At 28.4% G+C, this 24,478-nt stretch carries 22 protein-coding genes; 2 read left to right on the plus strand and 20 right to left on the minus strand.

Going from position 1 to position 24,478, the window contains the following annotated elements; translation table 11 throughout:
• Positions 1-237 precede the first annotated feature (237 nt).
• From IC214_RS03105 to queG, 5 genes are all read right to left on the minus strand, one after another.
• A complete protein-coding gene (locus IC214_RS03105; protein ID WP_227835836.1) occupies positions 238-1,086 on the minus strand; it encodes a DegV family protein in 849 nt (282 codons plus the stop codon).
• A gap of 35 nt (positions 1,087-1,121) precedes the next feature.
• A complete protein-coding gene (trmL, locus tag IC214_RS03110; RefSeq protein WP_227433604.1) occupies positions 1,122-1,592 on the minus strand; it encodes a tRNA (uridine(34)/cytosine(34)/5-carboxymethylaminomethyluridine(34)-2'-O)-methyltransferase TrmL in 471 nt (156 codons plus the stop codon).
• 193 nt (positions 1,593-1,785) lie between these two features.
• A complete protein-coding gene (gene nth, locus IC214_RS03115; protein WP_227866220.1) occupies positions 1,786-2,706 on the minus strand; it encodes an endonuclease III in 921 nt (306 codons plus the stop codon).
• A gap of 188 nt (positions 2,707-2,894) precedes the next feature.
• A complete protein-coding gene (locus tag IC214_RS03120) occupies positions 2,895-5,132 on the minus strand; it encodes an ATP-binding protein (RefSeq protein ID WP_227866221.1) in 2,238 nt (745 codons plus the stop codon).
• 105 nt (positions 5,133-5,237) lie between these two features.
• On the minus strand, positions 5,238-6,152 hold the full coding sequence (gene queG, locus IC214_RS03125; RefSeq protein ID WP_227866230.1) for a tRNA epoxyqueuosine(34) reductase QueG: 915 nt from the start codon (positions 6,150-6,152) through the stop codon (positions 5,238-5,240).
• A gap of 580 nt (positions 6,153-6,732) precedes the next feature.
• Here queG and IC214_RS03130 point away from each other — a divergent pair.
• Entirely contained in the window at positions 6,733-7,137 is a 405-nt protein-coding gene (locus tag IC214_RS03130) for a RusA family crossover junction endodeoxyribonuclease (protein WP_227433607.1), read from the plus strand.
• A gap of 202 nt (positions 7,138-7,339) precedes the next feature.
• Here IC214_RS03130 and IC214_RS03135 read toward each other — a convergent pair whose 3' ends face one another.
• From IC214_RS03135 to IC214_RS03180, 10 genes are all read right to left on the minus strand, one after another.
• A complete protein-coding gene (locus tag IC214_RS03135) occupies positions 7,340-8,335 on the minus strand; it encodes an aldo/keto reductase (RefSeq protein WP_227863270.1) in 996 nt (331 codons plus the stop codon).
• A 300-nt stretch (positions 8,336-8,635) separates the two neighbouring features.
• The gene (locus tag IC214_RS03140) at positions 8,636-9,472 is read right to left on the minus strand and encodes a deoxyribonuclease IV (RefSeq protein WP_227433609.1); all 837 of its coding nucleotides are present in this window, start codon (positions 9,470-9,472) and stop codon (positions 8,636-8,638) included.
• Positions 9,473-9,769: 297 nt separating this feature from the next.
• Positions 9,770-10,333 (minus strand): ArsR/SmtB family transcription factor, encoded by a 564-nt coding sequence (locus IC214_RS03145; protein WP_227433610.1) that lies wholly within the window; start codon positions 10,331-10,333, stop codon positions 9,770-9,772.
• 97 nt (positions 10,334-10,430) lie between these two features.
• Positions 10,431-11,360 carry a glutaminase A gene (gene glsA, locus IC214_RS03150; RefSeq protein ID WP_227483645.1) on the minus strand — a complete coding sequence of 310 codons (930 nt, stop codon included), beginning with the start codon at positions 11,358-11,360 and terminating at the stop codon, positions 10,431-10,433.
• 345 nt (positions 11,361-11,705) lie between these two features.
• Positions 11,706-13,373 carry a nucleoside kinase gene (locus IC214_RS03155; RefSeq protein ID WP_227433612.1) on the minus strand — a complete coding sequence of 556 codons (1,668 nt, stop codon included), beginning with the start codon at positions 13,371-13,373 and terminating at the stop codon, positions 11,706-11,708.
• Between the two features lie 73 nt (positions 13,374-13,446).
• Positions 13,447-14,202 carry a sugar phosphate isomerase/epimerase family protein gene (locus IC214_RS03160; RefSeq protein ID WP_227433613.1) on the minus strand — a complete coding sequence of 252 codons (756 nt, stop codon included), beginning with the start codon at positions 14,200-14,202 and terminating at the stop codon, positions 13,447-13,449.
• 9 nt (positions 14,203-14,211) lie between these two features.
• Entirely contained in the window at positions 14,212-14,748 is a 537-nt protein-coding gene (gene lepB, locus IC214_RS03165; protein WP_227433614.1) for a signal peptidase I, read from the minus strand.
• A gap of 174 nt (positions 14,749-14,922) precedes the next feature.
• The gene (gene lepB / locus IC214_RS03170) at positions 14,923-15,459 is read right to left on the minus strand and encodes a signal peptidase I (RefSeq protein WP_227433615.1); all 537 of its coding nucleotides are present in this window, start codon (positions 15,457-15,459) and stop codon (positions 14,923-14,925) included.
• A 100-nt stretch (positions 15,460-15,559) separates the two neighbouring features.
• Positions 15,560-16,870 (minus strand): RsmB/NOP family class I SAM-dependent RNA methyltransferase, encoded by a 1,311-nt coding sequence (locus IC214_RS03175; RefSeq protein WP_227433616.1) that lies wholly within the window; start codon positions 16,868-16,870, stop codon positions 15,560-15,562.
• A 41-nt stretch (positions 16,871-16,911) separates the two neighbouring features.
• Positions 16,912-17,664: a PrsW family intramembrane metalloprotease gene (locus tag IC214_RS03180; RefSeq protein WP_227483648.1), complete on the minus strand. Its 753-nt coding sequence runs from the start codon at positions 17,662-17,664 to the stop codon at positions 16,912-16,914.
• Between the two features lie 250 nt (positions 17,665-17,914).
• On the opposite strand from IC214_RS03180, the gene sleC reads away from it, so the two are divergent.
• Positions 17,915-19,186 carry a spore cortex-lytic germination protein SleC gene (sleC, locus tag IC214_RS03185; protein ID WP_227433618.1) on the plus strand — a complete coding sequence of 424 codons (1,272 nt, stop codon included), beginning with the start codon at positions 17,915-17,917 and terminating at the stop codon, positions 19,184-19,186.
• 218 nt (positions 19,187-19,404) lie between these two features.
• Here the strand turns inward: sleC and IC214_RS03190 are convergent, their stop codons facing one another.
• From IC214_RS03190 to IC214_RS03210, 5 genes are all read right to left on the minus strand, one after another.
• Complete coding sequence (locus tag IC214_RS03190; protein WP_227845487.1) at positions 19,405-20,061, minus strand: hypothetical protein; 657 nt, start codon at positions 20,059-20,061, stop codon at positions 19,405-19,407.
• 363 nt (positions 20,062-20,424) lie between these two features.
• On the minus strand, positions 20,425-21,000 hold the full coding sequence (locus IC214_RS03195; protein WP_227433620.1) for an indolepyruvate oxidoreductase subunit beta: 576 nt from the start codon (positions 20,998-21,000) through the stop codon (positions 20,425-20,427).
• On the minus strand, positions 21,000-22,781 hold the full coding sequence (iorA, locus tag IC214_RS03200) for an indolepyruvate ferredoxin oxidoreductase subunit alpha (protein ID WP_227866222.1): 1,782 nt from the start codon (positions 22,779-22,781) through the stop codon (positions 21,000-21,002). The genes IC214_RS03195 and iorA overlap by 1 nt, the downstream gene beginning before the upstream one ends.
• A 426-nt stretch (positions 22,782-23,207) precedes the next feature.
• A complete protein-coding gene (locus IC214_RS03205; RefSeq protein ID WP_227433622.1) occupies positions 23,208-23,603 on the minus strand; it encodes a hypothetical protein in 396 nt (131 codons plus the stop codon).
• Between the two features lie 411 nt (positions 23,604-24,014).
• Positions 24,015-24,422, minus strand: coding sequence for a hypothetical protein (locus IC214_RS03210; protein ID WP_227433623.1), 408 nt, complete (start codon positions 24,420-24,422; stop codon positions 24,015-24,017).
• Between the last annotated feature and the right edge of the window lie 56 nt (positions 24,423-24,478).

The raw sequence follows: 24,478 nt of genomic DNA on the forward strand, positions 1-24,478 counted from the left end.
ACATACTATTTACTGATTTGTTATACCTCATTTGCAAGTATTTATTTAATTTTTTCAATAAACTTACCATAAAAAAGTGTGTAATAGATTTCTATCTATTTACACACTTCCCTAAAAACTCAACTTAATATATCAACACTTAATTCTATCTAAAACAAATCATATCTAGTGTATCAATGTTTAACATATCTTATCATAAATTAATAAAAAAATAAATAATCCCAATATAAAAAATTGTTATTTATTTTTTAGACATATAATTCCAGTTACACCAGGACCAGCATGTGCACCTATACACACACCAATTTGGAAAAATTTAATTTCCTTAGGTCTCAGTTCATCCTCCATAACTTTAGACAATTGTTCTTTTTCCTTAATGTCATCACTATATCCTATATATATAACTTGGTCTGATAAATCATCCCCACAATTCGATTTTATCAAGTCCATCATCTTAGAAATTACATTCTTCTTACCTCTTACTTGAGATAATTGTGAGACTAACCCTCCTTTTATTTCAAGAATAGGTTTTATATTTAATATACTTCCTATTGCCGCCTTAGTAGATGATATTCTTCCTCCCTTTTGTAAGTACTCCAATGTATCCACTGAAAATATAACAAAAGCTTTTTCTTTTAATTCATCTAAAACAGGTAATATTTCATTAATAGATTTTCCTTCACTTGCAAGCTCTCCTGCTTTTATTACAAGCAGACCAGTTCCCATACAAAGTAAGTTAGAATCATATGTATATATTTCACCTTCTACATCATTCTTCGCCATTACAGCACTTTGATATGTTCCTGTAGCTGTAGCCGAACCAGCTATATAAAGTATTGCTCTACCTTCACTCGTGTATTTTTCAAAAACTTCCTTAAATTGGGCATAAGTAGCTTGAGAAGTTTTTGGATATGCATTTTCTTCTCTAAGTTTTTTATAAAATTCATCTCCAGATATATCAATCCTATCCTTGTATTCTTTTTCTTCTAATATAACTGTTAATGAAACAATATCTATATCATATTTATCTAACAAATCTTTTGGCACGTCCGATAAACTGTCACAGATTATCTTTAGATTTTTCATTAAGTATGCTCCTTTCTAATTTAGGATTATTTAAACTACCTCATATTAGGGTATCCTATTTGTCTTAAAGCCTCATATACTACTATAGCTACTGAATTTGATAAATTTAATGACCTAGCTTTTTCAACATCTAACATAGGTACTCTAATACAAGTATCCATATTTGCTTTCAACAAAGACTCTGGTAATCCCTTTGTTTCTTTCCCAAATACTATAAAACAATTTTCTTCATATTTTACATCTGAATGCGATTGTTTAGCCTTTGTTGTAGAAAAAAAGTATCTACTGTTTGGATATTTTTCTTGTAATTCTTCAAAGCTATCGTAATATTGTATATCAGCTATATCCCAATAGTCAAGACCACATCTTTTTAAGTGCTTATCATCCAATGAAAAACCTAATGGTTTTACTAAATGCAAAGTTGAACCTGTTGCTGCACAAGTTCTTATTATATTTCCTGTATTTTGAGGTATTTCTGGTTCTACTAATACTATATTTAATGACATTTTTATCCTCCTAAATATCGTTCTTGTTTACTAAACTTTATTTTATAAACAGAATAACAATAATATTATACTATCATATATAATAATGTTAATAATAATTTTTATTTTATTATATATAATAGTTTTCTATCTAACATTTTCATAAGTATTATTATATCAGAAAATCACTCTTGTACAACTTACTTTAGAAAAGTTATTTCATTTCTTTAAGTTCTTGATAATAATTACAATCATCTTTTATTGGACAGTTTTCACACTCTGGATTTCTAGCTTTACACATTCTTCTTCCATGAAAAATTAATACATGATGTGAGTGTGACCATCTTTCTTTTGGTAGGGCTTCCATAAGTGCAAATTCTGTTTTTTGAGGGTTTGGCTCATCTACTATTCCAATTCTATTACTGACTCTAAATACATGTGTATCTACTGCTATTGCTGGATGATTAAAGGCATTACTAAGAACAACGCCTGCTGTCTTTCTCCCAACACCAGGAAGTTTTACAAGCTTTTCTAAAGTATCTGGTACCTCACCATTATATAATTCACACAACTGTTCAGATGTAGCTTTTATTTTTTGAGCCTTACTTTTATAAAGACCACAACTTTTTATCTCTTTACTAATTTCTTCAATACTTAAATCTGCAAAATCTCTTGCTGTATTGTACTTCTTAAACAATTCCGCTGTAACTTTATTTACTCTTACGTCAGTACATTGAGCGGATAATATAGTTGCTATTAAAAGTTCAAAGGCTGTCCCATAATTTAGTTCACATGTAGCATCTGGATACAATTTTTCTAATTCATCTAAAATTTTATTTACATCTTTTTCGTTTGCAGATTCTTTCTTATCTACAGATTTACTTTTAGCTTTCTTATTACTCACTTTTTGTATATTTTTACTAGATTTATTATCTTTTAATTTACTATCTTTTTCACTTTTTTGAGAATCTTTTTTGCTAACTTTGACACTTTTTTTATTATCCTTAATATCTACAAAATTTTCTATATCTTTTTCACCAATTATTTCATCTACTTCTTTTTGAGTTTCAATTTTATTTACATCATTCTTAGTTGCATCATTCTTACTTATATCTTTCTTATTTACACTTTTCATAATTATCCCCCTTAAAATACCAATTTATAAAACATTATTTATATATAGTTTAATCATATCAACAAAAAATAAACATCAACATACAAAACAAAACTTACTCTACAGATATTTCACAAAAAAAGCAAAAACTTATTAAAGTTCCTGCTTTTTATTATACATATAAATACCCATTAAATTCTATTATAAACTTATTCTTTTGCCTCAATTTGTATCTTACTAAAAGATAGTAGTTTTTCTTTGACCAATTTTTTTATTTCTTCAAATTTGACATCTGTCAATATCTCTATAGCTTCTTCTACTCTTTCAACTGTATATATTTTAAATTTTCCATCTTTTATAGCATCATTAACTTCATCTGATAAAACAAGATTTCTCTGATTTTTTTTAGGAATTATTACACCCTGTTCATTGTTTAAGCCTTTAGTTTTACATATAGAATAAAATCCTTCTACTTTTTCACTTATTCCACCAACTACTTGTATATCTCCCTTTTGATTTATAGAGCCTGTAACTGCAATATTTTGCTTAATTGCTACACCACTAAGAGATGATAACAATACATATAACTCCGCAGAAGATGCACTATCCCCATCTATACCTCCATAATTTTGCTCAAAACAAATATATGCATTTAATGACATCAATAAATCCTGTGCAAAGTTTTCAGAAAGATATCCCCCTAATATAAGCACTCCTTTATTATGTATTGAGCCACTCATATTTACTTCTCTTTCTATATTTACTATACCATTGCTTCCTGGACTAGTAGTTGCTGTAATCCTTGAAGCCCTACCAAAAGAATATTCTCCTGTACTTAAAACTGATAGCCCATTTATTACTCCAACTTTTTTTCCTTCTGTTTCTATTAGAGTAAAACCATTTTCAATTGATTCATCCATATGTGTCTCTACTCTATTAATACGCTTTTTCTTTTCACTTATTGCTTTTTTAATATCATCTCGCTCTGTATAATTGGAACTTCTAAATTCTGCATATGCACTTCCTTCTATTATAACTTCCATTATTTTATTAAACTTAGTTGAGAGCTTCTCTAAATCACCAGACAATTTAGTGCTAAACTTAACAACTTCGTCAACTGCATCTTTTGTAAAATGTTTTAAGCCATTTTTATTGCATTGATATGCTATAAATCTAGCTATTCCATCTTCATTATTTTTATTCTTATCCATTTCGCTATCAAAATCTACAAATATTTTAAAATATTTTCCAAAATCTTCTTCATATCTATATAAAATATCATATATATAATGACTTCCTATCAATATCACTTTGACATCTAATGGCATATTTTCTGGTTTAATTGCTGTCTGTGTTTCCAAAATTACTTTTTTTGTTTGCAATGTCTTTTTAAGAATTTCCCAAGACATAGTATACTTTAATAACTGGTCTGCATAAAGCACCAAATATCCGCCATTAGCTCTATGAAATGCTCCTGATAATAATTTTGTAAAATCAGTCTTTATATTTCCGTTTGCATAATCATATTCTGCCTTTCCAAATAGGTTTGATGGGCTTGGATTTATCTCTACTATGACAGGTGCTGATTCCTTCTTTTTCGAACCTCCATTATCTACAAATAAATTAATTTTATACTTTATAAAGTGTTCTTTATCATACTTATCTTTCAATTCTTCTTCATCTAAGTAAAATAAATACATGTATTCTATGATATCTTTTTTTATATTTTCTAAGTAAAGTTGAATTTTTTCATAACATTCATATTTTTCGCACAACGTTTTAATATGAGGTTCTACTACAAGCTTAGCTATCTCTTCTTCAAGCTCTAACACAGCCTTTTCAGCTTTTTCTTCCAAGTTTCTAATTTTATATACAACTTGTATTGCCATGTTTTCGAGTTCTCTTTTAGCCTTATAAAACACTTCATCTGATATATCACTTTCTTCTTCATCTTCCTTCAAAGGTATGAAAACTATTCCCATTTTACTTTGTTTTAGTTTAAATCCTTTTTCTTCTCCATATTTTTTAATCTGCTTTAGTAACATATCTTTTTCTATTTCATATTCATCCAAAAGTTTATTTTTCTCTATTTCAAAATCTTCACTTTCAAATGCATTTTTAAAATCTTCTAAAAGACTTTCTACTAACTTTTCCATATCTTTCTTAAGTTCTCTTCCAAACCCTTTTTCTAATTCAACTATCATAGGTTCTCTAGGGTTTTCAAAATTATATATATAGCACCAATCTTTATGTGTACTTTTTTTAGATGCATATTCATTTAAAACCTTTAAGGCATAAGTACTTTTACCTGTTCCAGATTCCCCAGCTAGGTATATGTTGTAGGCTGGATTATTTATCTTTAAACCTAACTCCATAGCTTCTACTGCTCTTTCTTGACCCAATATACTATCTAGTGGACTTATTTCAGATGTATTATTATATTTCAATATTCCCCCACCTCCTCATATTTAACTTTAATGATATAATATGACTTTTACACCATAAGTGTTAAAGTAAATACACATTAAAGTATATGAAATAGACTCTTATTATTAGTCATCATACTTATCTAAAATTATTTCCATATTTCTCTTTATTATATTTTTACCCCTCCAGCTAAAAGCTCTATCTCCATATCTCCTCTTAAATTCTTTATTTGATATATTTTGTATCTCATCATAATCCAAATAGTCTATTATATCTTCCTTAAATTCCAAGATGTGAGTTGTTGGTATTTCAATATTATGAGGACATACTTCTTGACAAATATCGCACCCAAATATCTTTTTACTTTTCTTTAAAACATACTTTTCTTCCTCTGACAAATCTCCCTTTTTTTGAGTTATATATGATAAGCATTTTTTAGGATTCATATCATAATTTCCCAATATAGCATTTCCCGGACAATATTTTACACACTTTCCACATTTAAAACAGCTTTTTTCTAGTGGTTTATCTTCTTCAAACTTATAATTATTTACTATATATCCAATAAATATATAAGAACCATATTCATCAGTTATAATATTATTATTTATTCCAAAATATCCAATACCTGATAAATAAGCTAAATATCTGTCAACTAATGGTCCATTATCAGTAAATATCTTATATTTAAAACCTTCTACATTTTTGGAAATATAATCACAAATTTGTTGTAAAAAATCTTTTACTACAATATGATAGTCCTTTCCATGACAATATTTTGATAAATTTGAATTTTTATTCTTTTCTTGTCTATTTATATGGTATGGAAAAGCACACACTATTATAGAATTAGCATCTTCCATTATATTTCTAGGATTAATTCTATTTTCAATTATGGGTTCTTCCATACCTGTTAAATAGTCTTTTTTCTGTCTATTTTCAAGTATCTCTCTCAGATTTTCATACTTGTCTACTCCAGCTATTCCTACACACTTTAATCCTATGAGGTTACAAAATTCTTTTAATCTGTTATTATCCATAAAATTATTCCTTTTCAACTTAAATTCTAAAATCACAATTATGCTACATATGTTTCTTTGTTTAGACATAACAACATTTATACAGTCTAAATAATCTAATTTTTAAAATTTACATGTCTATATAATTTATTTACTATATAATTTGACTTTTATATGCTGTTATCTTAGTATAATTTAACATCTATCTATTTTTAATTTTTAACTATTTTACTCTTATAACACTTACTTATTCTTCACTATCTAGATTTTGTTATTCTACAATATTTGTATAGCTTAGCTTTCATCCATATTATATCTTTAGCTATTTTACTCTTATAACACTACTTATTTTTCACTATCTATATTTTTGTTGTTCTACAACATTATTATAATTTAAAGTTCATATCTCTTCCCTCTATCGCTACCTTGTATTTCTTCTATAATATAACTTTCATATCTACAACAATCTAATATATATTACACTATTAAAATCATATCTTATCCAATTAGACTTTGTTATTCAGAAAGTTACAACAAATAAGAATTTGCTTTTAAATCATCCACAGATTATAATAAATACTGTATAAGGATGGTGAATAAATTGATTAAAATAACAATACCAGGTAGACCCATTAGTAAATCTAATTTTAAACTTCATAATATAAATGGTCAAGCATGGATGCCTTCAAAGGGAAAATATTCTAAGTATTTAGCATATGAGAACATGATTGCAGGTTTTATAAATCAACAGTATCAAGGAGAAACTGTTGAAGAAAATTTAATAACAGTGTTAAAATTATTCTTCCCTAACAAGAGAATGGGCGATTTACATAACTATCCAAAGAGCATTTGTGATGGTATTGAAAAAAGTGGAATAATAAAAAATGATAAGCAGCTTAAGCCAGTACTTTTATTTGATTTTATAGATAAGGACAATCCTAGAGTTGAAATTGAACTTTATCCAATATCTAAATACGATATATCTTATAATATTTTTGAAAAATAAAAATCTGTATATGCTATATAAATCTATATTGATGCAAAAACAATATTTATATAATAATTAATACTTGCATAAACATAACACTTAATAATTGCACAGACATAACACTTAATACTTTCATAAACACAATCTTATCATAATAATTATACTTACATAAAAAAAGAAATCGGCGTAAATTTATTACACCGATTTCAATAAGTAAAATCTATCCTAGCTTTTCAACAACAGTCTTCAACATTTCTCTTATAGGAAGTTCATATGGACATCGACTTTCACAAAGACCACAGTCAATACATTCAGTAGGTTTAACATCCATAACCTCATATTTTTCCTTAGCCCACTCCTCTAATCCATATCTAGTGTAATATCCTTCGCATAAGAAGCTTAAAGGTATATTTATTCCAACAGCACAAGGCATACAATATTCACATCTTCTACAGAATTTTTTACCTAGAGAATTTCTTATTTCTTCAATTTTTTTCTCATCATCCTCATCTAATACAAGATTTTCAAGCACAGCGACATTTTGTCTAACTTGTTCAACACTATCCATTCCTGGTATAACCACATCTATATAATCCTTAGACAATATATACTTAATAGCCAATGTAGCATTATCTAAAGCTCCACCAGCTAAAGGTTTCATTACTATTATACCAATTCCTTTTTCATGAGCTTTTTTAAATACATCATCTGCTTGTCCTTCAACTATATTGTAAGGAAATTGTATAGTATCAAATTTGCCACTTTCTAAAGCTCTTTCTATAGTGTTTAAGTTATGGCTAGTTATACCAATATGTTTTATCTTCCCTTGTTCTTTTGCTTCTAAAAGGGCACTATAAGCCATTTTATCTTTAAAAATATTGTCATACTCTTCTTCTTTAACATTGTGGAATTGATATAAATCTATAAAATCAGTTTTAAAGTTATTTAAACTTATTTCTACATCTCTCTTCATTGAATCATAATCCCTAGACATACTTTTAGTAGCTAGGAAAAATTTATCTCTTTTTCCTTCTATAGCAATTCCAATAGCTTCTTCACTTATTGTATATCCCCTTGCGCTATCAATAAAGTTTATTCCTTGTTTTTCTAGCTCATTTATAACTAAATTAGTATCCTCTTGTGTAATTCTTTGTATTGGAATTCCCCCAAAACCGACTCTTTTTATCTTCATACTAGTTTTGCCTAAATTTCTCATAGCTTTCCCCACCTAACTTTTAATTAATTTTAAACATTATTAACATGTTACTTTTAATTATACAACAAATTATGAGAATTTTTGCAATCTATTTATATACTATTTAAAATATATACACATTTTATCAAGTTTATTTATATAGTTTATAATATACTCTTTTATATTACATCAAAATTTTATTTAATATGCTTCATAATATACCAATCTATATTTCACTAGCATATAATCTAAATTTAATCCAAATATAATCAAAATGCTACTTAAATAGCATCAAAATATTATTTACATCATATCAAAATACTATTTACTAGATAAAATTTCTTTAATCATCTTAATCTCTCTCTTATGACCTTCTTCATCAAAAGGTGTTTCTAAGAAGAATGGCAAATCTTTAATGCTTGGATGTTCCATAAAATCAGTTAAAGCTTTTAGCCCTATCTTACCTTCACCTATAGGAGCATGTCTATCTTTTTTATCCCCAAATGGCATCATACTATCATTTAAATGTATAGTTTTTAATCTATCTATACCTATAATCTTGTCAAATTCCCCTAAAACTCCATCCAAGTCATTAACTATATCATAACCAGCTGAAAAAATATGACATGTATCAAGACACACACCTATTCTTTCTTTATGTTCGACATTGTCTATTATGCTCTTTAACTGCTCAAAACTAAATCCTATTTCAGTCCCTTTTCCTGACATTGTTTCAAGGAGTATAGTTATATTTTCATCTCCTTTAATAGCATTGTTTAGCCCTTTTACTATCCTATCTATACCAAAGTCTACTCCACCACCTACATGACTTCCAGGGTGAAAACACATGTATTCTATACCTAGTGAATCCATTCTTCTTATATCTTCATCTATTACTCTTGTTGCGAATTCATAAACATCATCCTTCACTCCACCTAGATTCATAGTATATGGAGCATGTGCAAGTAATGGTGCAAAATTGTTTGCTTTTCTAATTTCTTGAAATTTAGCTATATCTTTCTCATCAAATTCTTTAGCATTTCCTCCTCTTGGGTTTCTACTAAAAAATTGAAATGTATTTGCATCAATATATACAGCTGTTTCGGCTGCCTTTGCAAATCCTTTTGCTATTGAAATATGTGTTCCTAATTTAATCATATTAATCTCCTTTTGGTTGTACATAATTTTAATTTATAAATTTTTGATACTTAAGTCTTAATTTTAGTATAACTATAATTAATTTCGTATATATTAATTCTAAATTTTAATATTTATAGTTTAATTATACCCATTTTGATAAATTTCAAAGAGTATATTTAGTCATTCAAATAACAAAAAAATAGAGATTAAAAATCATTATTTTACTCATGCTCAAAAGTATTTTTTGATTATTAAGTAAATTCTGATGTTCAATCTCTAATCTTATGTTTTATAACTAATACATAATTAATGATTCTAATTAGGACATTCTTCTTCAACTGTAGGAACTACAACCATAGCTATATCATACTTAGAACCTTCAACGCTGTCTTGTCTTTTATTTAAAATTTCATCTATCTTTGATTTCATAGTATCATTAAGTTCAACTAATTCATCATGAGTAAGAGAAATATCATGATAATCAACTATATTTTCATTTTCTAAAACATCTTCCTCTGCTGCTTTATAAAAAACTTCACTCATATTTTCAAATCTTGATATGTACAATTCTTCTTTTTCTTCCCCATTGTCTAAAGAAAAATTAAGTATCCTATTCCCTATAACCACATTTTTTGCACTTGGATAATAATATTTTTCCACAATCCCCGACTTTATTTTTTCCTCAACTAATTCTAAAATACCAACTTTGTATAACATTTTTATGTGGTAGTTTATTTTTGCATGAGGTTCTTCCAATAATTGAGATAATTGTTTTGCTGACAATGGCGATTTGTCAAATGCTTTTAGAATATCTATTCTACGTGGATGTGCAATAGCCTTTATGCACTCCAAATCTCGTAATACCAATACCTCTTTCATTGACCCCTCCTAAAAAATTTATTTAATTCATATTTCTTTACAATTTAATTATATATTAAATTATATGTTGTTGTCAAAAAAATCCTTTCTTAAAATTTTAAAAAATATTTAATCTGAGTTTATTTGACAACTCCTCTAAAACTTTAACTCCTGCGACGCTGTTACCTTTTTTGTCAAGTGCAGGTCCATAAACACCAATACCCATACGTCCTGGCACAGAAGCCATTATACCACCCCCAACTCCAGATTTTGCAGGAATTCCAACTTTAATAGCAAATTCCCCAGAAGCATCATACATTCCACAAGTCATCATAAATGTCTTGACAATTCTAGATACCATTTCACTCATTAAATGCTCTCCATTTTCTATGTCTACTCCATAATTAGCAAGATTTATACCAATTCTCGCTAAATCTATAGAATCCACCTCAATTGAGCATTGTTTAAAATAAAGGTCTAAAACATCTTCTACATTACCTCTGATAAATCCATCACTTTTTAACAGATAAGCCATAGCTCTATTTCTATCTCCAGTCATTTTTTCAGACTTATAGACATCATAATTTATTCCTATGTTATCATTTCTTGCCAACTTTCTAAAAAAGCTAAGCATTCTTTCTTCTTTTTCTTCCAAACAGCTCCCATTTATAAGAGAAGTGGTAACTATTGCTCCTGCATTTATCATTGGATTACAAGGCTTTTTAGTATCATTAATCTCAAGTTTCATTATAGAATTAAATGGGTCTCCACTTGGCTCCATTCCAACATTTGAAAAAACGTCTTCCCAGTCATTGTCCATAAGTGCCATGGCAAGCACAATTGGTTTTGAAATGCTTTGTATTGTAAATTTTGTGCTACAATTTCCAGCACTATAAATGTTATTTTCACTATCTATAATACAAATTCCTAAATCATTTCTACGAGCATTTTTTAATTCTGGTATGTAACTAGCAACTTGTCCATAATTTGTATATTTTTTATTAGAACTTATAATTTCTTTTAATAATGTCTCATCTAACGTATTCATATGCACCTCATCATCTTATGTTATATACTCTATTTTAGCACAAGTTTATACTATAATAAAACAGTGTTAAAAGAAATTATACTTTAAAACTATTTTTTGCAGACTTAACTTTATTTTTCAAACATATTATAAAAAATATCATAATATTATAAAAGGAGTATTAAAGTTAAATAGTATTTATTATCTATACTAATTCTCACAAAACAAAGAATTTTTGATAACTAAATAGAATTTTCACTTTAATACTCCAGCAATATTACTTAAAATATAAACCATAGATTATTCAGTATCTCTAAAAAAATATTTAGTTCAATATGAGTACAATAAAATAATCAATAATACATGCTAATCAACTATTTTACTTCCTCCAATAAATTCCCTAAGGATTGAAGTTCCTGGTATATCAGAAATATCATCTAGTTCAACAAAATACTGTAAAAACTTTAATAATCTAGTAGCTTCAATATAAGCAGGATTATCTTCATCTATTTCCTCCAATAGAGGCTTAGCAAATCGCTTTAAAACCGCTAATTCATACACACAAGCGGAATTAAATATAGCATCTGCTTCATCTTGATAAGGGAATATATTTTTCTTTTCTCCTCTTCTAACTGATGCCCATTGCAAAATAGTATTATCAGCGCTATATCCTCTAAAATTATAATCTCTAACAATTCTTCTTATCATTCTCAAATCGGCAGTAGGAATTCTATTATGGTCATCTAAATTTATTTGAGTAAGGGCACTTATGTATATCTTAAATTTATCTTCATCTGGTATAGATGCTGTTAAAATAGGGTTTAGCCCATGTATACCTTCTAATATAATTGGTTGATTTGAGTCTATCTTTATCTTTTTACCAGTATATTCTCTTTCCCCAGCTTTAAAGTTAAACCTTATATCCTCAATTTCTTCACCTGCTAAAAGTTTATTTAAATCTAAGTTGAATCTCTCTAAATCTATAGCATAAATTGACTCAAAATCATAGTTTCCATATTCATCTAAAGGAGTATGTTTTCTATCTATAAAATAATCATCTAAAGATATTGAAATCGGATTTAAGTTATTTACTCTAAGATGTATTGATAGTCTATGAGCAAAGCTTGTTTTTCCAGATGATGATGGTGCTGCTATTAAAACTACTCTCTTATTGTTATCTTTTATCATATCTGCTATTTGAGATAGTTTCTTTTCATGTAATGCTTCAAATGTTCTTATTATATCTCCATATTCATTATTTTCTATTATTCTGTTAAGTGATACTACCTTATCAATTCCCATTAGTCTTGACCATTCTTCTGCTTCATAATATACGTTTGATAGCTTAGGTTGAGGTATAAATTTCATAGGTAGAGTCTTATCTTCTTCACTAGGCCCTAAAATTATAATACCTCCATTGTAAAGTATGATATCAAACGATTTTATATAACCAGTTGATGGCAACATATATCCATAAAAATGGTCTATATAGTTTCTACATTTATATACTTTAGCACTATCATATTCCTTGTATTTCAAAAGTTCTGCTTTTTCATACATCTCATTATTTTCAAATATAGAAATAGCTTCATCCCTCGTAACTTCTATTTTTTCTATAGTGTAGTCATTATTTATTATCTCTTTCATTTTATTTTTTATATTTTCAACATCAACTTCTTTAAGTTTTCTCTCTATATGAACTTCACAATATAGTCCACCAGATAGTGAATGTTCTATTGTAACTCTGCTGTCCCAAAATATCTCTCTACAAGCCATCACAAACACAAATGACATGACTCTAAAGTAAACTCTTTCTCCATCTTCATTTGTCGTATCCAAAAACTCTATCTCACAATCCTTTTTCACTCTATAATTTAACTCTTTCAATTTATTATCTACAACCGCAAGTGTTATATATCCTTTATGTTCATCACAAAACTCTTTTGCTATATCTCCTAGTCTAATTCCCAAAGAATTTTCGTCTAATGAATACTCCTTACTTCTTCCGTCTATTTTTAAATTTATTTTCTTCACTTCAACATCTCCTTCCTTTTGATGAATATACATTTTAATCAACGAGGCATATCAACAAGATAAAGAGAGGTATTTAACCCTCTCCTACAATATGATTCAATTTACTTATAGTATCTTCAATGTCTTCGTAATTTATTTCTAATACTAAATATTCTGCATCTAATTTTAAAACCTCTTTAACACTCTCTTCAGATAAAATACCTCTTCCTATACCAACATGTATATCATTGATACCATCATTATCACTTAAATGTATCAATTTTATCTTATCTTTCAAGTTATTTAAATAATCATCCTCATCAATTAAACAGTGTCCAGTATCGTAACAAAAACAAATCTTAGAATTTTTAATCCTCTTAAATATATATTCAAAATCATAGGATATATTTCCAATATTTGAAAAATCTCCACCTTTTGAATAAGTATTCTCTATACAAATATGTGAATCTGTATTTATTTTATTAAAAAAATCTACACTATTATCTAAATACTTGTCCCTATTATTTTTAAGTCTATTTGTCATAACATAACCCAAATGAAGATTAAAGTACCTTATATCAAATCCTTTTAGCTCTAATTCTATCTTCTCAATAAAACTTATCCATGAAGCTCGTATATATTCTATATTTTCACAAGTGTTTAATTCCATAGGTAAATGTATCCCTATAGACAACCCTAGTTTAGAAATTCTCTGCTTATATTTACATAACTCACTACATTCATATATATTATCAATACCAATTTCCAAATGAGTTATTTCCTTTGTACTTTCACAAAGTTTTAAAGCACCCTCAATATTAAATAACAAAGATGCCACACCAACTGCCATACAAATCACCTACTCAAAAATACCTATTTGTGTAAAAGGAAACACTCTTAAAATAACTTTTCCTTTAATATTTTGTTCATCCACTAATCCTACTTCTTTATACCTACTATCTAAACTTACTTCTCTATTATCTCCCATAGCAAATACTTTACCTTGAGGAATCACCATATCAATCTCGCCTTCAGTATAATTATCATGTATATATGAAACTTCATTTAATAACTTACCATTTATATAAACCTTAGAATCTTTAATTTTTAAATGGTCTCCTGGTACACCTATAACCCTTTTTACTAACTCTTTTTTTCTCCCATTATCTTGCAACAAGTCAGTCTTAAATATCATTATATCTCCACATTTTGGTTCTGATAATTTATATGTTATTCTATTTGCCACTAAGTAATCGTGTGGTTTAAGTGTTGGGTACATTGATTCTCCATTTACTAATGTTGGTTTTATAAAGCGAGTTATAATAAATGCCAAAAAAAGTGCAGTAATAATTATTTTTATCCACTCTACAATCTCTTCTTTAATAGTTTCATTCATTCACAAATTCTCCTTTATAGTTATATTATCTTTATTGATAATGCTACTTTTAAGCACTATCTTTTAGATAAGTCTACTAAATAAGGTGTTGTCTTTTTTATATAGACAACTATTGTGCATGGTCTGGTGATTTCAGTTAATCAGCGATTGCTCCAAATTTTATATTTATAATGTTTAGTCAATAGTTCCTATCTTAGAAAATGGATACAATCTGACTAGAACTTTTCCTAGAACGGTGTGCTCGTCGACCAATCCAACCTCATCGTATCTACTATCTAAACTTCTTTCTCTATTGTCTCCCATTGCAAATAATTTTCCTTCTGGAACTACTATATCAATATCTCCATCAGTACGATTATTATGTATATAGGAAACTTCATCTAACAATTTATCATTTACATATACCTTGGAGTCTTTTATCTTTACATGGTCACCAGGAACCCCGATAACTCTTTTTACTAAATCTTTTTTCTTTCCATTTTCTTCTGTTAAGTCGGTTTTGAATACTATTATATCTTTGTATTTTGGCTCTCCTACTTTGTACGCAATTCTATTGACTATCAAATAATCACGTTCTACAAGCGTAGGATACATTGATTCTCCTTTAACTATTGTTGGCACTATAAAACGCGTTATTGCAAATGCCAAAACAAGAGCTATGACAATCACTTTTATCCACTCTACAACTTCTTTTTTAACTGCTTCACCCACTAAAATCGTCTCCTCTGTGTTCAATATTAAGTCAATCTACAGCAAAACTAATCTACCATAAACTTACAATATAAATATTATACTTCTTTTTTCTAATAGTTTAAAATACTTTTCTAAGACCTTTAGGGTAATGATTCTTAATTGTACCAGCAGATTCTTTTCCCCAACCTAAAGGTATATCTTCAACTGATACCAAAACCCATCCTCTACTTTCATTAGAATTTATAACATCCCCTTTTAAATATTTAAGAATCGATTCGCTTTGTACACTAAAGTTTTCAACGTTTTTTACATCTTCAACTTTTAAGTAATGAGATAATGCATGAGAAGGCTCAAATCTATTTTTCTTTAAAACCCCTAAATGCAAACCGTATCTCAATACTTTTAGTTTTTTTGTATCTGGATATATTTCAGGAAGTAGGTACAAATTTTCTCCTCTTAAATAAAATTTATTTTTTTTATTACTATAAAAATCAGTCTTTAAAAATTTCTTTTCAAACTCCCTATAATCCTTTATTTCTTTATCTAAATTTTTTATTTTTAATTCTTTTACATTACTTTCTTCTTCTTCTAATTTTTTTATCTTAGCTACAAAATGACCTTCTCCCTTTATTTTATGAGGCCATAGCCTTTCCATCTCAACAAGTTCTGCATGTGGATATTCACTAATAAACTCATTTATAACATGTTCATTCTCCTCTTTTGAAAAAGTACATGTTGAGTAAATTAAAATACCATCTTTCTTTAACATTTTATATCCATCTCTTATAATCTCTTTTTGAATAGATTGGCATTCAATTACTTTTGCCTGACTCCAATCTAAGATGGCCACTTCATCTTTTCTAAACATCCCTTGCCCAGAACAAGGAGCATCTATAATCACCTTATCAAAATACCCATTAAATGTCTTTCTTAAGCTATTAGAATCAGTATTTGTTATTATACAATTTCTCGCCCCAAATCGTTCTAAGTTTTCTCCTAGAGCTTTAATTCTACTTGTATTAATCTCATTAGAAACCAATAAACCTGTGTTGTTTAATCTAGATAATATATATGTAGATTTGCCACCAGGTGCAGCACACATATCAAGTACTTTATCTCCTTCTTTAATATCTGCTTTTGGTATTACACTCATTGCAGAAGGCTCTTGTAAATAATATGCTCCAGCCTCATGTAATGGATTTCTACCAGGCCTATTAATTTTATCATCATAATAAAAACCTTCATCTGCCCACGGTATCTGATATAAATCAAATAAATTTAAATTCAATAGTTTTTCTTTATCAATTTTTAGTGTATTTATTCTAAGACCAGTAGTCTTTTCTTCATTATAACTTTTTATAAAATCATCATATTCATCTTCTAGTATTTCTCTAATATCTTCTAAAAATTCTTTTGGTAAATTTGCCAAATTTATAATCCCCCTTTTTATCTGCGTTACTTGTTCGTCATTTATTTTCTTTTCTTTTTCTTTAAGTTTCCAAAAAACACTTTTTTAGAGTTATTCATATATTTTTCAAGTTTATCAAGATTTATTTTCCACAAAATTATGACATAAACTATAAATAATATAATAGCCCATCTATATTCTATCATCAATATAAAATCAAAAACTCCATGTAATAAAATCGGAATTAATACAGCCATAAATAAGTATTCACGTTTTTTAATTTCATTCCCCTCAAACTTATACTTAGAAATATAATATCCCATAGTAATAGCAAACATTACATGAGCTGGAATGGAGATAACTGCTCTATTAATACCAACCTGTAGTGCTAAATTTCTACTTTCAGAGAAAATATAAACTATATTTTCAATTGTTGCAAATCCTAAAGATAAAAATACAGAATAAATAATACCATCTAATTTTTCAGTAAAATGCTTTTCTTTAATCAATGAAGGAATTAGTATTAAAGCTTTTACACCTTCTTCCACAAGACCTGCAACTATAAATGATACATATAATAATTCTGAATATCCTTCAAATACATTAAACTTCATTAATAGATTTTCTAAAAGAATAATTATAACACTTAAAAAAGCACCTATCATAAAAAATTTAATTAAATGGATTAGTGGCTCTCTACAATATTTATCTTTAGATCTTATCCAAAACATACCTATTAATATAGGTACTACTGCTAATAAAAATAAATCCAGCTTCATAGGTAATTTTCCTTTCAAAGTTTTTAATTCATTCATGTTTTATAATTACTACTTATTTTTAGTTTATTTGTGTTTTAAATATACACTTACTTTTAGTTTATTTTCTTTCAGCTTTTATTTTAAATTTTTCTACACTCAAATTTATATACTAAACTCTTTATCATTTGATAGGTTAAAAATACTTAAAAAAATTTAAATTTATATCTATATTATTTAACAAATCTCAAGCCATATTCATATCTTGAAATATAAGGGAACTAAATTCATTTAAAGAAAGGGTGATTTGATGCAAGATGGTTTCTTAACAGTAAGTATAATTGATGCTACTAACAATAGACCCATTCAAAATGCAACAGTAAACATATATTCAATGTCTAATGGTAGCCAAAGCTCATCAACTTTATACCAGAACCTAATAAGTAATGAATCTGGTCAAGTGACTGGATTAGTATTACCAGCACCAGATGTAGATTACTCTCTACAACCATCTGATGTTAGACCTTACAGCCAGTATATAGTAGAAGCTATAGCAGATGGATATGAGACAGTTGTCATAGAAGGGACACAGTTACTAGCTACAATTGAGGCGAGACAAGGAGTACCTATGTTTCCTAGAACAAGAAGTAAGCGTTCCTTCTCAAGACAAAGTGAATTGATTTTTGATATAGGAGAACATACTTTATACGGTACTTATCCTCCTAAAATTCCAGAAAGTAACCTAAAACCATTACCACCACCTACTGGTTTTGTTGTATTAGATAACCCTGTAGTGCCTGAATTTATAGTAGTTCATGATGGTTTACCAGAAAATACATCAGCGGCAAATTATTGGATTCCATTTAAAGAGTACATTAAAAACATAGCCTCATCTGAAATATATTCAACTTGGCCTGAGCAGACAATCTACGCAAATGTAATAGCTATAATATCATTTACTTTAAATAGAGTCTTTACTGAATGGTACAGAAACAAAGGATATAACTTTACAATCACCTCATCAACAGCATATGACCATAAATTTATAAACAATAGAAACTTATTTGAACCAATTAACGTAGTTGTAGATGCTATATTTAATACATTTATAAAAAGACCTCCTACATCAAGACAGCCACTACTAGCTCAATATTGTGATGGTCAAAAATCTCAATGTCCTAATCAAATGACTCAATGGGGTAGTAAGGACCTAGGTGACCAAGGATACGATTATGAAAGAATACTAAGATATTTCTATGGAGACGAAATAGTGTTTGAAAAAGCTCCAGTAGTTAGTGGTGTACCAGTATCATTTCCTGGAACTACACTACAAGTTGGTTCTTCTGGACAATACGTTAGAACTATACAAAACCAGTTAAATGCTATATCTAATTCTTATCCAGCTATACCAAAAGTGAGGGAAGATGGAATCTATGGTACAGATACAGAAAATTCTGTAAAAATATTCCAAGGAATTTTTGGTTTACCTCAAACTGGAGTAGTTGACTTTAAGACATGGTATGAAATATCCAGGGTTTACGTAGCTACAACTAGAATAGCTTCTTTAAATCCTCTAATTTAGATTTTAACTAACTTATTAGCTTAACATAAAAAATGGCTGTTATAAACTACTATCTGTTATAAGTTTTTTAACCTATAATCATAATAGTCTTAGCAGCCATTTTTTGTAGTTATAACTTATTATTTTAGAACCTTAAAACTCTTAAATGGGGGATTTTAAGCTTCTTAAAAACAGCAATCAATAATTCTAACTTAATAACTCTAACTTTATTAATAATCTTAATTTGTAGCTTTAGATTTATTGGCTAATGCTAAAATTAATCCTAGAGCTATAGATGCAAAAGCAGAGGCAATTACTCTATATTCAGCAGGGAACAAGAATACAATTGTATGACATGGTATCCAGAAAAATGGTATAGTTTTCAAAACACTAAAACCAAGATATGCATTCCAGTCTACAACATTTACTACATCTTTAAGAACTACCTTAACACCCTTTCCAACTTCGTATTTTTTATCTATAAAGCAATCCATAACCTTATGGAATAAAAATACAGTTGGTGACATTAATATATTCATAGTTGCACTCTTAAATAGAGCATTTGCAAAAGCTATTCCTTCAAATGGAAGCATACCATCTACTTGTGCCTGCCCTACACCTGCTGAGTAAATTGACATAGCATATGTTGTAACTACACCTATAATTCCCCAAACTACAGCTCTGTAAAAGATTCCTACTGGTATTTTCCAGTCTTTATGCAAAATTCTAGCACCAAGTAAGTCTCCCATTGTTGCTAACACAGCAAACTTGAAAAAACCTCCAATATATGGATGTGCACCTGTTGCTTCCATAAATACCGCTCTACTACTTGGCATCACTAAAATAGCAATAAGACAAATAAGAACTCCACTCCATATAAAATCGCCTTTTTTCATATTATAAATACTATTTAATAATCTAAATAGTTCTCCTTCCTTTCAAGTATTTATTTTATTGTTATCTCTATATAAATATATTTATTAAATATTGCTTACTTAGGTATTCATTTTCCATGTTTAAATTGATAAAATTTCATTTTTAAATAACTATCTTAGTAAATAGCTATTGCATTAAATAACTATTACATATAGTTTTTTTTTGAAATTATTTTTTAACCCTTTATATATTATATTTTTAATTAATCTTTCCTAACCCTTTTTGTATTATATCTATAATTAATCTTTCCTAACCCTTTGTATATTATATATAATTATTTTTTCTGATTCTTTATATAGTTTTTTATCTGTAATTTTTATTTTCTAAATATTCATCCCTTCTCTTAAAGCTTTTATATTAATTTCTATAAACTTAGGTTTAACCTGTTGTGATACTATCTTTTCCCAATCTATATCATTTTCTAACTGTAAAGCCTTAATCAATGCTCCCAAAAGTACTACATTCATAACCTTCTCATTTCCAAAACCTCTGGCAATATCAACTGCCTTTATCACTGTTACATCCACTTTTTCTTTAATATCGTCTATTATATTTTCAGGATAATCCACTCTACCTGTTAAAATTGGTGCAGAAGGCATTTCATAATCATTTACTACTAATTTACCCTCAGGCTTAAGAAAATCAAGATATCTTAAAGCCTCCATAGTCTCAAATGAAACTAATACGTCAACATCTCCTTTTCCAAGTATAGGAGAGTGTACTTTTTCTCCATATCTAACTTGTGTTGTTACACTTCCACCCCTTTGAGCCATACCATGAACCTCTGACATCTTAACATCATATCCAGCATCTATAAGACCAGCAGAAAGTATTTTACTTGCTAAAACAGTACCCTGACCTCCTACTCCTGATAACAATACATTTTTAACCTTTTTCATTACTTTTCACCAACCTTTTTTATAGCATTTACTGGACATACTTGTGCACATACTGTACATCCTACACATTGAGCCTGATTTATACTTGATTTCTTTTTAGATTTATCAAATCTCAAAGCAGGGCATCCTGTTGTAAGGCATTTCTTACATCCAATACATTTCTCATCATCTACGCTACAAATTGATGGTGTAAGGTCGAATCTTTTTTTATCATCTTCTGTAAATTTTTTTAATGCACATGGCCATCTAGTGATTATTACTGAAGGTTCATCAATTGATAAAGCCCAATTTAATGCTTCTTTAACTTCATTCAACATGTTAGGATTAACTACCTTTACATTTTTACAACCCAAAGCTTTTACTATAGTCTCAATGTCCATCATTTCAGTAACATCACCTTGCAATGAAAATCCAGTTCCAGGATTTTCTTGATGACCAGTCATTCCAGTAATTCTATTATCAAGAATACATGTTACAGTATTACTTTTGTTGTAGATTATATCTATGAGACCATTTATTCCTGTATGAAAGAATGTTGAATCTCCTATTGTAGATATAGTCCTCATGTTAATATTATTTTTAGTAAATATCTTTTGTGCTCCATGAGCTACACCTGGCCCTCCTCCCATACATATACAAGTATCTTTAGCATTTAAAGGCTCTGCTCCTCCTAGACCATAACATCCTATATCTCCACTTATAAGTACATTTTTAACCTTTCCTAGCTCATAGAAAAATCCTCTGTGTGGACATCCTGCACATAAAGTTGGAGGTCTGCCAACTATTTTTTCTTGGCTATACTCTATTAGTTTTCTTTTTTCTCCCAAAATTGATTGAGCTATAATATCTGGATTTAACTCACCTATATTAGGTATCTTTTCTTTTCCAATACATGGTATGTTATTTTCTTTAAGATGTTCTTCTATATAAGGTTCTAATTCTTCGATTACATAAACAGTTTCTACTTGTTCTGCAAAACCTCTTATCTTCTTTGTTGGAAGAGGATATGTAAATCCTAATTTTAAATATGATACAGTATCTCCAAACACATCTTTAGCATACTCATAAGAAGCTCCTGAAGTTATCACGCCTATTTTCTTATCATTCCATTCTATAAAGTTTAAGTCAGTTTCATTAGAAAACTCTTCAAGCTTTTTTAATCTATCTTCAAGTTTAATTCTTAATCCTCTTGAAGTTGCTGGAATAGCATCAAACTTAGAAAGATTTCTTTCATATTTTTTTACAATTGTTTCTTCTTTTTCTCCTAACTCAACAAGTCCTTTACTATGACATATTCTAGTCACCATTCTAAATAAAACTGTTGTATCGTATTTTTCACTTATCTCAACCGCAGCCTTTAGCATATCCTTACATTCTTGGCTGTTGCTTGGTTCTATCATAGCTATCTTTGCAAATTTAGCATAATGTCTATTATCTTGTTCATTTTGTGATGAGTGCATGCCAGGGTCATCTCCAGATACAATAATCATCGCACCATTTACTCCCATATATGCATATGTAAATATTGGGTCTGCAGCAACATTTACTCCAACATGCTTCATAGCTGCAAGGGCTCTACCTCCTGCAATAGAGGCTCCTATTGCTGACTCTACTGCTACTTTCTCATTTGGTGCCCACTCTGCAATTATGTCATCTTTATATAGTGCTATATTTTCCAATATTTCAGTACTTGGTGTTCCTGGATAAGCAACTGCATAAGATATGCCTGCTTCGTAAGCACCACGTGCTACTGCCTCATTTCCTGTAAGCAATTGTTTCATGCTTTCCCCCTCCTTAGAAATAATACCTCTTTGATAACTTAGTGTATTTGTTAGCGATACATTTTAGAAGCTATCAACTATATATTTATTATCAATACAATTTAAATATTGATAACAAATAATAATATGAATCCATAAATTTATAATATTGTTCTTATTTTATTTACTAAGCAATTGCCATGCCAATAGCCTTAATTTTTTTAAAACTCACTTTTAAAATACCAAATTGCCATTTTTCTTTAAATTTTAATGACTCTAATAATTAAGAATTAATTTTCGTTAGAATTTTCATAATATTTTTAATATTATTTTAAATAAAAAAAAAGTAATGTTAACATTTCTTAACATACATTAAAAAATGTTAACATTACAAGCTGAATTAGTACTCTTACTTTGGCTAGATTTACTTTTGTATCATTTAATTATTTAACGACCATAGAAACCTATCAATCCATTTCCATTGTCTATTCTAATAGGTTTCATAATCTTTAAACCTTCATTTTTTATCTTTTCTAAATCTTTTTCCATACTCTTAATTGTATTTTCAAGGTCTTGTGAACTTAAGTCTTTAACTTGTGTAGTGTCTTTAGCATACTCTTTTAATTCTTCAATACGCTTAGCATATTCTTCATAAGTGTAATACTCAACTCCATATTTTTCTAAGTCAGCAGGCTCAGTTATTCCTGATTTTATTAGAGAATCAAATTTATCTAACGTAATATTAGATACATCACTACTTCCATCTGCAAATACTGCTCCTGTTCCTCCTAATACTATAGCAGATGCCATCATTGTACTTATAAGGGATTTTTTTATTTTCATAACTCATATTCCTTTCTTAGAGATTTATTTGGGTAGTGTAGTTCACAATGACTATTGCAATAGTTATTAACTACACTTTCAGACTATCATAATAGTCATATTTATGTCAAGTATTTCTACAACGTTTTTTAGTAAAAATCCATATTTTGAATAAAAAAAGTAATGTTAACATTTCTTAATACATATAAAAAATGTTAACATTACAAACTGGGTTTAATACTTTTACTTTGACTAGATTTATTTTTATACTATTTAATTTGTTTATTTTTTACTTCTCTATCTTCATATAGACTTTAAGCCTTTTGTTATCGTTTATTTGTTACTTGTTTTATTCTTGTTTACTATGTTTAATTACGCTTATTTAGTTTTTTAAATACTTTTTCCACCTATATCTAAAAAATTTAATATTAATTATTCAGCTCTAGATAAAGAAACTGCCAATTGAGTTCCATCTTCATTATCTATTACGATAGGTTTCATTATCTTTAAGCCTTCAGTTTTTATCTTTTCTAAATCTTTTTCCATAATCTTAATTGTATCTTCAAGGTCTTTTGAACTTACATCTTTAACTGCTGAAGAGTCTTTAGCATATGCTTTTAACTCTTCAATCTGCTTAGCGTACTCTTCATAAGTATAATACTCAACTCCATGTTTTTCTAAGTCAGCAGCATCAGTTACACCTGATTCTACTAGAGATTTAAACTTAGATAACTCAATATTAGATACATCGTCATTTCCACTTGCAAATACTGCTCCTGTTCCTCCTAGTACCATAGCAGATACCATCATTGCACTTATAAGGGATTTTTTTATTTTCATAATTTATATTCCTTTCTTAGAGATTTATTTGGGTAGTGTAGTTCATTATGACTATT

The sequence above is a fragment of the Clostridioides sp. ES-S-0190-01 genome, from assembly GCF_020658275.1.
Classification (GTDB): Bacteria; Bacillota; Clostridia; order Peptostreptococcales; family Peptostreptococcaceae; genus Clostridioides.

Coding starts and splice junctions, on each gene's coding strand:
- IC214_RS03105 (WP_227835836.1), bottom strand. CDS start 1,086: ATGAAAAATCTAAAGATAATCTGTGACAGTTTATCGGACGTGCCAAAA.
- trmL (WP_227433604.1), bottom strand. CDS start 1,592: ATGTCATTAAATATAGTATTAGTAGAACCAGAAATACCTCAAAATACA.
- nth (WP_227866220.1), bottom strand. CDS start 2,706: ATGAAAAGTGTAAATAAGAAAGATATAAGTAAGAATGATGCAACTAAG.
- queG (WP_227866230.1), bottom strand. CDS start 6,152: ATGGATAATAACAGATTAAAAGAATTTTGTAACCTCATAGGATTAAAG.
- IC214_RS03135 (WP_227863270.1), bottom strand. CDS start 8,335: ATGAGAAATTTAGGCAAAACTAGTATGAAGATAAAAAGAGTCGGTTTT.
- IC214_RS03140 (WP_227433609.1), bottom strand. CDS start 9,472: ATGATTAAATTAGGAACACATATTTCAATAGCAAAAGGATTTGCAAAG.
- IC214_RS03145 (WP_227433610.1), bottom strand. CDS start 10,333: ATGAAAGAGGTATTGGTATTACGAGATTTGGAGTGCATAAAGGCTATT.
- glsA (WP_227483645.1), bottom strand. CDS start 11,360: ATGAATACGTTAGATGAGACATTATTAAAAGAAATTATAAGTTCTAAT.
- IC214_RS03160 (WP_227433613.1), bottom strand. CDS start 14,202: ATGGCAGTTGGTGTGGCATCTTTGTTATTTAATATTGAGGGTGCTTTA.
- lepB (WP_227433614.1), bottom strand. CDS start 14,748: ATGAATGAAACTATTAAAGAAGAGATTGTAGAGTGGATAAAAATAATT.
- IC214_RS03180 (WP_227483648.1), bottom strand. CDS start 17,664: ATGAATGAATTAAAAACTTTGAAAGGAAAATTACCTATGAAGCTGGAT.
- sleC (WP_227433618.1), top strand. CDS start 17,915: ATGCAAGATGGTTTCTTAACAGTAAGTATAATTGATGCTACTAACAAT.
- IC214_RS03190 (WP_227845487.1), bottom strand. CDS start 20,061: ATGAAAAAAGGCGATTTTATATGGAGTGGAGTTCTTATTTGTCTTATT.
- IC214_RS03195 (WP_227433620.1), bottom strand. CDS start 21,000: ATGAAAAAGGTTAAAAATGTATTGTTATCAGGAGTAGGAGGTCAGGGT.
- iorA (WP_227866222.1), bottom strand. CDS start 22,781: ATGAAACAATTGCTTACAGGAAATGAGGCAGTAGCACGTGGTGCTTAC.
- IC214_RS03205 (WP_227433622.1), bottom strand. CDS start 23,603: ATGAAAATAAAAAAATCCCTTATAAGTACAATGATGGCATCTGCTATA.
- IC214_RS03210 (WP_227433623.1), bottom strand. CDS start 24,422: ATGAAAATAAAAAAATCCCTTATAAGTGCAATGATGGTATCTGCTATG.